We start from the raw sequence: 12,739 nt of genomic DNA, 5'->3' as shown, positions 1-12,739 counted from the left end.
AATAAAACCAAAGTCATGTCAGGTGCATATTGGATAAAAGGGATTTAGGCATCAATAAAGAAATGTTACAGACGGTATGGCGGCTTGGCTCCTGCAGAAGCGATATGTTATGCCGAATTTGTGAAGAAAAACAGTTAAACAAAGGGGAAAAGCTCTAATCGCCATTGTCCACCCAGATTTCCGGGCTGAATTACCAAAGAAGCCCGTAAATTAAATCTAATATAATTACAGCAAAGGAGGAAGCGTATGAAAATCCTAGTTTGCCTAAAACAAACGTTTGACACGGAAGCTAAGATTACACTGGACAGCAACGGTAAAATCGAAAGTAAAGGGGTTAGTATGATTATGAACCCCTATGATGAATTTGCTGTTGAAGAAGCTTTACGGATTAAGGAAAAAGGAGAAGGCGAAGTAACTGTAGTTAGCGTAGGGGGGCAGCAAACCCAGGATGCGCTAAGACAAGCGCTGGCGATGGGCGCCGATAAAGCAGTATTGGTTGATCCCGGTGCAGGTGAAATGGATGAGTATTCAACTGCAACCGTACTTGCTAAGGCTATCGGCGGCATGGAGTATGATATTATTTTAGGTGGTTTTAGGGCTGTTGACGACGGTTCCGCTCAGGTAGTCGGCAGGGTTGCCGAATTATTAAACATTCCGGTGGTTAATGTTATTACCAAGTTGGAAATTGAGGGCGGAAATGCTCTTGCCACCCGGGAAGTTGAAGGTGGTAGCGAGGTAATTGAGGTTGCACTGCCGGCTGCTTTTACAGCCCAAAAAGGCCTTAATGAACCACGTTATCCTTCTATGAAAGGGATTATGAAAGCCAAGAAAAAGCCCATGGATAAAAAGACGCTGGCTGATGTTGGTTTGGATGAAAGCCAAATTGCTGCTAAAGTGAAGGCACTTTCCTTCTCGCTGCCGGAAGCGCGTCAGGCGGGCAAGGTTATTCCCGGTGAAGCTGCAGAAGCTGCCAAAGAACTTGCCAGGCTCTTGCGTGAAGAGGCAAAAGTCATCTAAGCAAAAACAGTACTCATATTGAAGGAGGGAATAGATAATTATGGCTAAAGGCATTTGGGTATTTGCCGAACAGCGTGAAGGACAAGTTAAAAAAGTTTCTTTTGAATTGCTTAGTGAGGGACGTAAAGTCGCTGATCAACTAGGTGAAGAATTATGTGCGGTTTTAGTTGGGAAAAATGTGTCCGGTTTAACTGAAGCTATCAGCGCGTACGGCCCTGATAAGATTTATGTTGTTGATAACGATGCGCTTGAAAACTATACCACAGACGGGTATACTAATGCGGTTTCCGATCTGGTTAAAAAATATGAACCCAGTGCGTTATTGTTGGGTTGCACAGTTACTGGCCGTGATTTGTCGGCACAGGTTGCCCAGCGGTTAGAAACCGGCCTAATGACGGATTGCACGGGAATGGAAGTTGCAGATGGACAATTGGTTTTCACCCGTCCTATTTATGCCGGTAAAACTATTGTCAAGGCTGCCTGCCCTGAAGCGCGCCCCACGATGGCAACTATCCGCCCGAACACCTTTGCTGCAGTGGAAAATGCCAAACAGGCTGAAGTTATTAGTGTTGAGTCAGGTGCTGGTGATATTCGCCAGGTAATTAAGGATATCATTCGCCAGGTATCCGAGCGTCCTGAACTTACCGAGGCCGACATAATTGTCAGTGGTGGCCGGGGTATGAAAGGGCCGGAAAACTTTAAGCTTCTCGAAGATTTAGCCGATGTAGTTGGCGCTGCCGTTGGTGCTTCCAGGGCGGCAGTTGACGCCGGTTGGGTTTCCCACAGCTTCCAGGTTGGCCAGACCGGTAAAACAGTTTCACCTGTGCTTTACATTGCCTGCGGTATTTCAGGCGCCATCCAACACCTTGCCGGTATGAGCTCTGCCAAGTGCATTGTTGCCATTAATAAAGATGAAGAGGCTAATATCTTTAAAGTTGCCGATTATGGTATCGTCGGTGATTTGTTTGAAGTGGTTCCCATTTTAACTGAAGAACTAAAGAAAGTTATGGCTTAACTAAAACTAAATATTACCTGTGGAGTGCGGTGGTTGCCGCACTCCAATCATATTAATTAGCTATTTAGATATAAGAAAAGCGTTAAGATCGGTATAAGCGCCGGTTTTGATATTAACTTTAAAACGGGTGGTGCTTGGAGGGAAAGTATTGCCTGCTTTTGCCATTTATTAATTAAGGAGGAATTTTTATGCGTGAAGCCGTTATTGTCAGCTCGGTACGTACTGCAGTGGGTAAATACGGCGGCTCATTGACAGCCATTCCTGCCGCTCAATTGGGAGCAAAGGTTATTGCCGAAGCTCTAAGCAGGGCCGCTGTAGAACCAGGTCAGGTTGAAGAAGTTATCATGGGTAACGTTTTACAAGCGGGATTGGGGCAGAACCCTGCACGCCAGGCATCTATCATGGCCGGCCTTCCCCATGAAGTTCCGGCCTGGACTTTAAATAAGGTTTGTGGATCAGGGCTGAAGACAGTTGGTTTAGCAGCTCAACTGGTAGCCGCGGGTGAAGCTGATGTTATTGTTGCCGGAGGCTTTGAAAACATGTCGGCAGCGCCTTACGTAATTGAAAAAGGTCGCTGGGGCTACAGAATGGGTGATTCCAAACTTGTAGATGCTATGATTAAGGACGGCTTATGGTGTGCATTTAATGATGTACATATGGGAATAACCGCTGAAAATATAGCAGAGAAATATGGTATTACCCGTGAAGAGCAGGACATTTTTGCGGCCGGCAGCCAGCAAAAGGCCGTCGCGGCAATTGATGAAGGTCGTTTTAAGGAAGAGATATTGCCCATCGAATTGCCGTCCAAAAAAGGCGAGCCGGTATACTTTGATACGGATGAGTTTCCCCGTCGCGGGACAACTGTTGAGGCGCTGGCCAAATTGAAGCCTGCCTTTAAAAAAGACGGTACGGTTACTGCAGGTAATGCTTCCGGCATTAATGACGCTGCGGCTGCCGTAGTTGTAATGTCGGCTGATAAAGCCAAGGAACTGGGGTTAAAACCTTTATTCACAATCAGGGCTGCTGCGTCAGCAGGTGTCGATCCTGCTTATATGGGATTAGGCCCCATCCCTGCCACTAAAAAGGCGCTGGCCAAGGCAGGACTTACCGTGGCGGATTTAAACCTGATTGAGGCTAATGAGGCATTTGCAGCCCAGGCCCTGGCGGTAGTGAAACAACTGGAACTTCCGACAGAGATAACCAATGTCAATGGTGGAGCAATTGCAATTGGTCACCCGATTGGCTGCAGCGGCACCAGGATACTTGTGACGTTGTTGCACGAGATGAAACGTCGCAACAGCAAATATGGTCTGGCCACCCTTTGCATCGGTGGAGGACAGGGTACGGCCTTAGTAGTTGAAAATATATAAATAGAGATGGAGGGGTAACAGGTGGAAGTTAAAAAAATTATGGTTATTGGGGCCGGTCAAATGGGCTCCGGTATTGCTCAGGTGGCGGCAGTGGCCGGTATTCAGGTAGTACTGAATGATATTAAAGACGAGTTTGTAAGCCGTGGCCTGGGTATTATTGAAAAAAACTTAAGCCGTGATGTCAGCAAAGGGCGTATTGATGAGGTTAAAAAGGATAGCATTTTGAAATTAATCACTCCCTCAACCAGTTTGCAGGACGCAGGGGATGTGGATCTCGTAGTAGAAGCAGCAATTGAAAATATGGAAATTAAAGGCAGAATATTTAAAGATTTAGATAATATTTGCCCTGAGCACGCTATTTTGGCGACTAATACATCATCACTGCCGATTACTGAAATTGCCGCAGTGACCAAACGTCCGGGAAAAGTTATCGGCATGCATTTTATGAATCCGGTTCCGGTAATGAAGCTGGTGGAAATTATCAGGGGTCTGGCTACAAATGACGAAACGTATAACACTGTCAAGGAACTGAGCGAACAAATGAGCAAGGTACCGGTAGAAGTTAACGACGCCCCCGGGTTTGTCAGTAACCGTGTGCTGATCCCAATGATTAATGAGGCGATTTATTGCGTTTATGAGGGCATTGCGACACCTGAGGCAGTTGACCAGGTAATGAAATTGGGTATGAACCATCCAATGGGGCCCCTGGCTTTGGCCGACTTAATTGGTCTTGATACCTGCCTTTATATCATGGAAGTGCTTTATGAGGGCTTTGGTGACAGTAAATATCGCCCGTGCCCGCTGCTTCGCAAATATGTTGCCGCCGGCTGGTATGGCAGAAAGTCCGGTAGAGGCTTTTACGTTTATTAGTTCTAGTAGCAGAATTAGGAGGGATATCATGTCTTTTGAAAATATTTTGCTAGAAAAAGACGGTAATATCGCTATCTTGACCATAAACAGGCCCAAGGTACTCAACGCATTGAATGGCGACACTTTAAAAGAAATTGATGCGGCTATGGAACAGCTAAGTGCAGATGGCGAAGTAAGAGTTGTCATTATAACAGGCGCGGGCGATAAAGCTTTTGTTGCCGGTGCCGACATAGCTTTCATGCAGACTTTGAAGCCGCTTGAAGCCAGAAACTTTGCCCGTCTGGGCCAGAAAGTCTTCAGTAAAATAGAGAATTTGAACAAACCCGTTATTGCCGCCGTCAATGGTTTTGCTTTGGGAGGCGGCTGCGAGCTTTCCATGGCTTGTGATATTCGCGTTGCATCAGAAAATGCCAAATTGGGACAGCCCGAGGTGGGGTTGGGCATTATTGCAGGCTTTGGCGGAACACAAAGACTTACCAGACTGGTTAATCCCGGCCTGGCCAAAGAAATTTTATTTACAGCCGATATCTATGATGCAGCAGCCGCGCAGCGCATTGGTCTGGTCAACCACGTTGTTCCTGCGGCTGAGCTGATTGATTTTTGTAAAAGCATGGCCAAGCGGATAGCTGCTAAAGGTCCCATAGCGGTTCAATTAACCAAAGAGGCTGTCAACGAAGGATTGGAAATGGATATAGAAAAAGCATTCATTCATGAAGCAGATTTATTTGCCGTTTCATTTGCCACAGATGACAGGGGTGAAGGCATTAGCGCATTTCTGGGCAAAAAGAAACCCGAATTTAAGGGGCAATAAAGTTTCTTATAAAGAAAAACCGGGCATTTGCCCGGTTTTTCTTTTAAAACGGGTCTCAGATTTGTTTCTATTATATATTTGCGCTATAATTAAGAAGATTTTGGGTTGAATGGAGCGAAACTTTACATGAGTACGGAAAAAATTAAGAATAAAAAGTACCTTATTATTACCTTCGGTTGCCAAATGAATGAACATGATTCTGAACGAATTGCCGGTATCCTGGAGAATAACGGTTATAATCCTGTACAAGACATTAACGAGGCAGATTTAATCATTATTAATACGTGCTGTGTCAGAGAAACTGCTGAAAACAAGGTATACGGATTATTGGGCCGGCTGGGGAAAATTAAAAAAAACAAGCCCGATTTAATTATTGGTGTTGGTGGTTGCATGAGTCAGCAGGAGCATGTAGGTAAGCGGCTTAAACAAAGGTTCCCTTATGTTGATGTTGTTTTTGGCACCTTTAATTTACATACACTGGGAGATTTGCTCACCAGGGCACGGGAAACAAAACAGCAGGTTATTGATGTTTGGCAGGAAGCTGGCATGGAAGAATGTGATTTTACAGTTAAGAGGGTGCCCGGTGTTAGGGCATGGGTAAATATTATGCTGGGCTGCAATAATTTTTGCACTTACTGTATTGTGCCATACGTCAGGGGCCGGGAAAGAAGCAGAAGCCAGGAAACAATTATTAATGAGATTACTAAACTTGGACAAGAGGGCTACAAAGACATTACTTTGCTTGGTCAGAATGTTAATTCATTCGGCAAGGACATAAAAGGAGGTATAGACTTTGCAGACCTCCTAACAAGGGTCAACTCAATTGACAGCGTTGACAGAATTCGTTACATGACATCACATCCAAGAGACTTTAATGACAAGCTCATAGTTACTATTGCCGGCTTGTCCAAAGTGTGTGAACATATTCATTTACCAGTGCAGGCCGGCAGCAACAAAATTCTTAAAAAAATGAATCGTGGTTACTCCCGTGAAGATTATTTTAATCTGGTAGCAAGAATAAGGGCAGCGATTCCTGATGTCTCTTTGACCACAGATGTGATGGTTGGTTTTCCAGGTGAAACCGATGCTGATTTTAGAGATACTTTTGAGTTGATGCAAGAAATAAAATTTGACAGTGCTTTTACTTTTGTTTATAACAAGAGAGAGGGGACACCCGCTGCCAAGATGGAGGAGCAAATACCTGATGAGGTCAAAAGTAAACGCATTCAAGAAATTATACAGTTACAGAATCAGATTAGTTTAGGAAAAAATAAGTTAGATGTCGGCAAAGTGCTGGAATGCCTGGTTGAAGGTCCCAGTAAAACAAATTCTGAGCTGCTGAGTGCCAGAACCAGAACGAATAAAATCGTAGTTTTTAAGGGCGAAAAAGATGTAATAGGGAAAATACTTCCTTTGAAAATTACTGGTTACAGCTTAACACATCTTGAAGGTGAGGGTAATGCCCTTTAAATAAAGGAGGTATAAAATGTCTATTTTGGAGAAGGCCTATGAACTTGGGCAAGAAATTTCAACATCAAAAGAATTGACCGAAATGAAAAATGCGGAGATGGCAATGATGCAGGATAACGAGGCTCAGCAAATTATTAATGAGTTCAACGAAAAGCAAAAAGTGTATATGGATATTCAGAGGAAAGGTGAACAGCTTACAGACAGCCAAAAGGAAGATGTACAAGTTCTGGAGAAGAAAATGTTGAACAACCCCTTAATTTATCAATTTTTCGCCGCCCAGCAGAATTTCGAAAAGATTTTAGAAGAAATTAATAACATTATAGCCAAGGCAATTTCCGGTAATGATCATTCTTGTTCCGACGATTGCTGTTCAAGTTGTAGCGGTTGCGGTAATTAAGCAACTAAAACCCGGCCTAAGGTCGGGTTTAGTTCTTTTTAACGCTGTGTTATAATGACTCCAGGAGGGAGCATTCGTGTCATTTACCCCAATGATTCAGCAGTACTTGCAAATTAAACAGCAGTATAAAGACAGTATTTTATTTTTTCGTATGGGTGATTTTTATGAAATGTTTTTTGAGGATGCTGTAAATGCCTCTAAATTATTGGAAATCACCCTTACGGCAAGAGATGGCGGTGCTGGAAAAAAAGTACCCATGTGCGGTGTGCCTCACCATGCTGCGGAAACCTACATTGCCCGACTGATCAGTAAAGGTTGCAAGGTAGCGGTCTGTGAGCAAGTTGAAGACCCCAAAGAGGTCAAGGGACTTGTTAAAAGAGAGGTTATCAGGGTTATTACTCCGGGAACTGTTATAGAAGGCCAGTGTTTGGAAGATAAACAAAACAACTATTTGGCATCCGTCTTAGGTGAAAGCGGGTGTTTTGGGTTAGCGTATACTGATGTTTCCACCGGCTTATTTATGTTTACAGAATACACCGGTGAAAATGCTGTGACTGAAGTAATGGATGAAGTTTTCAGACTGCAGCCGTCTGAATTTTTAGCTCCAGGCAGTAGTTCCGGTTTTATAACTAATTATTTGGGTCAAAACAAAAACGCCGTTATTACAACAATTGATGAAGAGAATTATAAGTATGAGAATTGCCTTAAACTAATTAAAGACCAATTTGGAGCTGATTGGGTCCAGGAAGAATCTGTTAGCCTTAAACTAGGGGTCCGTGCTGCAGGTGCTATCCTAAATTATTTGCTGGAAACTCAAAAAAGGACTTTGCAGCAATTAGCTGCTCCCAAAGTGTATTTTTCCAATCAATATCTAAAAATTGATTCCTCATCGCGTCGCAACCTCGAATTAACCAAGTCAATTAAGGATGGCACAAGATGGGGAACGCTAATTTGGGTGCTTGATTATACCAGTACGGCAATGGGGGGCAGATTATTAAAGCTCTGGGTTGAGCAGCCGCTGGTAAATGTTCATGAGATTAATATGCGCCTTGATGCTGTGGAGGAACTGTCCAAAAATCTTTTATTGCGCAAAAGAATTAAGGACTACCTAAAGGATGTATATGACCTTGAACGGCTTGCCAGTAAAGTTTCTTATGGTACAGCCAATGCAAGGGATCTACTTGCCTTAAAGAAATCTTTTTATCTACTTCCATCAATAAAGATGGCTCTTGTCAGTTGTGAAGCTGAGTTAATCGTTAAAATAGAACAGTCCTTGGACGAGATGAAAGATTTAATGAATATTTTAAGCCGGGCGATTGCTGATGAACCTCCAGTTTCAGTAAGAGATGGGGGCATTATTCGGGGTGGCTACCATCCGGAAGTTGACCGGCTGAGGGAGGCCAGCCGCAGCGGTAAAGACTGGTTGGCCAGAATAGAGTCGGAAGAACGTGAAAAAACAGGTATTAAAACCCTGAAAGTTGGTTACAATAAGGTCTTTGGATATTATATAGAAGTGACTAAATCTAATCTTAACCTGGTACCGGAATATTATACCAGGCGGCAAACCCTTGTGAACGCGGAAAGATTTATTACACCTCAAATTAAAGAATATGAAGAACTAATCATGGGGGCTGAAGATCGTTTAACTCAATTGGAATATGATTTGTTTACCGAGTTGAGACAAAAAGTTTGTGCAGAAGTTCCCATGATCCAGCAGCTGGCAAATAAATTGGCGGTGTTGGACGTGCTTATTTCTCTGGCAGAAGCTGCGCAAAGTTTAAATTATGTCCGGCCTCTGGTTAATAACAGCAATAGAATTATTATCAACGAAGGACGACACCCGGTGGTAGAACGGGTCATGGGAGCCGGTGAATTTGTGCCTAACGAAGCCAGGTTGGACCGGGAAAATAGATTGATTTTATTAACTGGGCCGAACATGGCCGGTAAGAGCACCTATATGCGTCAGGTTGCCTTAATTACATTAATGGCCCAGATTGGAAGTTTTGTTCCTGCCAGCAGTGCGGAAATCGGCATTGTCGACCAAATTTTTACCCGCATTGGCGCGGCTGACGACTTGGCCGGCGGTCGCAGCACATTTATGGTTGAAATGAGTGAATGTACTGAGATAGTCAAGAAAGCCACCTCCGAAAGCCTAATAATTATGGATGAAGTAGGCAGGGGCACGAGCACTTACGATGGGATAAGCATCGCCAGGGCACTAGTTGAATACATACATAATACAATTAAAGCAAGAACACTATTTTCCACTCATTACCACGAACTGACAGATCTTGAAGAGCTGCCGGGAATATGCAACTACACCATAGATGTTAGGGAAAAAGATGAAACAATTATTTTTTTGCGCAAAGTGCTGCCGGGTAAGGTTGATAGAAGTTATGGCATTCAGGTTGCTAAGCTCGCCGGACTGCCGGAATTAGTTTTAAGCAGAGCAAAGAATTTTCTAATAGAGCTTGAAGAAAATAAAACGCATAACAGCCATAAAAAAGTTATTTCTGCCGGGCAGGATCAAAAATCTTGCAAAAACTGCAGTTCTAAAGCTATTGTTGAAGAATTATCCCGGATAGATCCAGTTAGAATGACACCGATGGAAGCTTTGAATCGTATAGCGTCCTGGAAGGAAAAATTAGAAAATCAGCATGGTATAGAAAACAAGTTATTGAAGGATATTAATATATTCTCGAAGAATTAAAATATTTATGAATGTTTAAATGGTCTGGGGGTGAGTTGATGTATATCGGTATCGATGTTGGGGGGACCTGCACTGATGCTGTATTGCTGGATAATGGATTAGTTCGGGCAACCGCAAAGGTGCCTACTGGCAGCAATGATATACTTACTTCTCTGCTAAGTGCACTGGATCAAATTTTGAAAGGTGTTCCTGCAGAATTAATTGATCGGGTGGTTTTTAGCACAACATTAATTACTAATCTTATCGTAGAGAGAAAATATGACCCCGTAGGCCTTATTTTAATCCCCGGACCAGGGTTGAGCCATGTTCACTATCAGTATAAAACCGATACTCATATAATTTCCGGTGCCATAGATTACAGGGGACGGGAGATTATGCCATTACGATTCGATGAAATAGAAAACGCTGTAGTGGATTTGCTTAACAAGGATTATAAGAAGGTAGCAGTGGTAGGGAAATTTTCAGTACGTAATAATAAGCATGAAGTTGAAGTTGTGGAAGTACTTAAAAAGTATTGCCCTGAATGTCATATTGAGATGGGACATCAAGTAGCGGGACAGCTGAGTTTTCCGCGGCGTGTCATCTCTACTATGTTGACTTGTGCCACCAGAGATAAATATTCGTATTTTGTAGATTCGGTCAAGGAAGCAATGGTCAGGCGCGGTATCACCGGTTCAGTTTTTATCCTTAAAGCTGACGGCGGCACAATGCCGCTTGGCAAAGAAACAGGTATCCCCATAGAAACAATCTTTAGTGGTCCTGCAGCCAGCACCCTTGGTGTGCAGGCATTAATTCCTCCCGGGGAAACATCTGTCGTTGTTGATATCGGTGGTACCACCACTGATTTAGCTCTTATTTTAAGCGGCCAGCCGTTACTGGCAGCCAAGGGAGCTCCCGTTTACGATCAGCTGACTCAGGTACGGGCGTTGGCGGTAAAGTCTGTGCCCGTAGGTGGTGACAGTATAGTTGAACGGGTTGGCAAAGAGATTGTTGTTTATTCTGAAAGATTGGGTGCACCATACTGCCTTGGCGGGCCCATGCCTACTCCTACGGATGCATTGAGGGTGCTTGGCCTGACCAGCGTTGGAAATGAGGATAAGGCGCGGGATGTTATGGAATCCTTGGGCAAACCGCTGGGGATGAGCTGTTACGATGTGGCCAATCACATTACTAATCTGGTTATTGATATAATTATCAAGGAAATTGATGCAATGTTCCTGCAATGGGAGCAGGAGCCTGCATATAGAGTATGGGAAGTATTACAAAAAAGAAAAGAACGTCCCCGTATAGTGGTTGGAGTAGGTGGCGGTGCAGCGGGTTTTATCACTAAAATAGCGGCAAAAATAGGCTGTTATCCCGTAATTCCACCGTATGCGCCAGTAGCTAACGCCATTGGGGCGGCTGTGGCTTTACCGACCTTACAGGTAAGTTTAAGAGCAGATACGGAGCAGGGGTACTATACCATTGAAGAAGAGGGTTTCCAGGGCCAAATTGCCCAAAAGCGTTTTACTGAAGAAGACGCGTTGACGCTGGCTAATGACTGGATTAAAAAACGGGCGGAAAAGTATGAGCTTAAAAAGAATATTGAAAAAACCGAAGTAACTCGTAGAGATGTTTTTACTATGGTTCGTAACTGGGTAACTACCGGAAGAATATATGACATTTGCGTGCAGACTCCAAGGGGCATAATGGGACATATTGGGTCAAGGGGTGAATTTTAATGGAAAAAACCGGGCTAATATTTTTCCCTGCGTTTGACTGGGCCATATCACCAACCCACCCTGAAAGGGAAGAAAGGTTATTGTACACCCGTGACCAAATATTTGAAGAAGGTGTAATGGATTTACCCCAAATCAAAGAGTTTGCGCCACGACTGGCCACCTTGCACGATATTGCCAGGACACATTTTTGTGTGCCGCGGGTACAAAGTCAAGTAACCGAGGCCCATCTTATAGCTGCTGGTTCCACTTTGCAAATGGGAGATAGTTTAGTTAACAAGGAAATTAAAAATGGGTTTGCTTTAGTGCGTCCTCCCGGTCATCACGCTATGCGTGTGGTTCATGGGAACCGGGGTTTCTGCAGTATCAATAATGAAGCCATTTTAGTAGAATACCTGCGGCGGCGCCACGGGATCAAGAGAGTTGCCATTGTAGATTCGGATGCCCATCATGGCGATGGAACTCAGGATATTTTTTACCATGACCCGGATGTGTTATTTATATCATTCCACCAGGATGGCAGAACTATTTTCCCCGGAACCGGTTTTATTCATGAATTAGGTGGTCCAGGGGCTTACGCCAGGACATTGAATGTGCCGCTGCCGCCTGGCACATCAGATGAGACTTTTTTATACGTTGTAGATAATTTAATCTTACCGGTTCTAAATGATTTTAAACCGGATATAATTATCAACTCAGCAGGTCAGGACAACCACTATACCGATCCGCTGGGCAGTATGCGTTTTACAGCCAGAGCTTATGCTGATTTTACCAGTAAGTTAAAGCCGGATCTTGCTGTTCTGGAAGGTGGTTACGCCATTGAATCAGCGTTACCTTACGTCAATTTGGCCATCATATTAGCTCTGGCAGGCGAAGATTATTCATACGTAATGGAGCCTGACTACTGGCCGGGCAGGTTTAAGGAAAATCAGGATAGAATGGCGCAGGTTAAAAAAATGGTTGACAAACTTTTGGAAACCTGGGAAAACAAAAATAAAGCAGATATTCAAAAGATATTTGGCAATGGAAAATACTATCAAAAGAAAAAATTTATCTATTACGACACCGATTATATAGAAGAGGAACAGTTTGAAAAAGTTCGTGTTTGTCCGGATTGCCCGGGGTATATTATTATTGAGTCACGGGGCGACAGGGGCTATAAACAACCGGTTAGAATTTTTGCGGTTTCAGTACCTTTCCAAGCTTGTAATGCATGCCAAAATGAAGCCTATGAAGTATATGAAGAGGCAAAAAGCAAAAAAGATTTTGATTATATCTATATGCAGGATAAATCTACTGACACATGCATCTCTTTCGATAAGAAAAAGGGTCAAGAGTGGGTAACGGAAGGATAGAAAAGT

At 43.6% G+C, this 12,739-nt stretch carries 10 protein-coding genes; all 10 read left to right on the top strand.

What is annotated here, in order from left to right:
• Positions 1-246 precede the first annotated feature (246 nt).
• The 10 genes from BM056_RS08495 to BM056_RS08450 all read left to right on the top strand — a co-directional run bounded on the left by BM056_RS08495 (position 247) and on the right by BM056_RS08450 (position 12,733).
• The gene (locus BM056_RS08495; RefSeq protein WP_092470677.1) at positions 247-1,017 is read left to right on the top strand and encodes an electron transfer flavoprotein subunit beta/FixA family protein; all 771 of its coding nucleotides are present in this window, start codon (positions 247-249) and stop codon (positions 1,015-1,017) included.
• Between the two features lie 40 nt (positions 1,018-1,057).
• A complete protein-coding gene (locus BM056_RS08490; RefSeq protein ID WP_092470675.1) occupies positions 1,058-2,032 on the top strand; it encodes an electron transfer flavoprotein subunit alpha/FixB family protein in 975 nt (324 codons plus the stop codon).
• Between the two features lie 188 nt (positions 2,033-2,220).
• Positions 2,221-3,402, top strand: coding sequence for an acetyl-CoA C-acetyltransferase (locus BM056_RS08485; RefSeq protein ID WP_092470674.1), 1,182 nt, complete (start codon positions 2,221-2,223; stop codon positions 3,400-3,402).
• Positions 3,403-3,423: 21 nt separating this feature from the next.
• Entirely contained in the window at positions 3,424-4,272 is an 849-nt protein-coding gene (locus BM056_RS08480; protein ID WP_092470672.1) for a 3-hydroxybutyryl-CoA dehydrogenase, read from the top strand.
• Positions 4,273-4,300: 28 nt separating this feature from the next.
• Positions 4,301-5,083 carry an enoyl-CoA hydratase-related protein gene (locus BM056_RS08475; protein ID WP_092470670.1) on the top strand — a complete coding sequence of 261 codons (783 nt, stop codon included), beginning with the start codon at positions 4,301-4,303 and terminating at the stop codon, positions 5,081-5,083.
• A gap of 126 nt (positions 5,084-5,209) precedes the next feature.
• Positions 5,210-6,553, top strand: a complete 1,344-nt coding sequence (gene miaB / locus BM056_RS08470) for a tRNA (N6-isopentenyl adenosine(37)-C2)-methylthiotransferase MiaB (protein ID WP_092470668.1) — start codon at positions 5,210-5,212, stop codon at positions 6,551-6,553.
• A 16-nt stretch (positions 6,554-6,569) separates the two neighbouring features.
• Positions 6,570-6,950, top strand: a complete 381-nt coding sequence (locus BM056_RS08465; RefSeq protein WP_092470666.1) for a YlbF/YmcA family competence regulator — start codon at positions 6,570-6,572, stop codon at positions 6,948-6,950.
• Between the two features lie 76 nt (positions 6,951-7,026).
• Positions 7,027-9,660: a DNA mismatch repair protein MutS gene (gene mutS, locus BM056_RS08460; RefSeq protein ID WP_092470664.1), complete on the top strand. Its 2,634-nt coding sequence runs from the start codon at positions 7,027-7,029 to the stop codon at positions 9,658-9,660.
• Between the two features lie 38 nt (positions 9,661-9,698).
• Positions 9,699-11,381 (top strand): hydantoinase/oxoprolinase family protein, encoded by a 1,683-nt coding sequence (locus BM056_RS08455; protein ID WP_092470662.1) that lies wholly within the window; start codon positions 9,699-9,701, stop codon positions 11,379-11,381.
• On the top strand, positions 11,381-12,733 hold the full coding sequence (locus tag BM056_RS08450; protein WP_092470660.1) for a histone deacetylase family protein: 1,353 nt from the start codon (positions 11,381-11,383) through the stop codon (positions 12,731-12,733). Before BM056_RS08455 ends, BM056_RS08450 begins: the two co-directional genes overlap by 1 nt.
• Positions 12,734-12,739: the final 6 nt, after the last annotated feature.

The sequence above is a fragment of the Desulfotruncus arcticus DSM 17038 genome (genome assembly GCF_900113335.1).
GTDB lineage: Bacteria > Bacillota > Desulfotomaculia > Desulfotomaculales > Desulfallaceae > Desulfotruncus > Desulfotruncus arcticus.
Note: the sequence above shows the minus strand (reverse complement) of the source record. Positions and strands in the feature narration are given on the sequence as shown.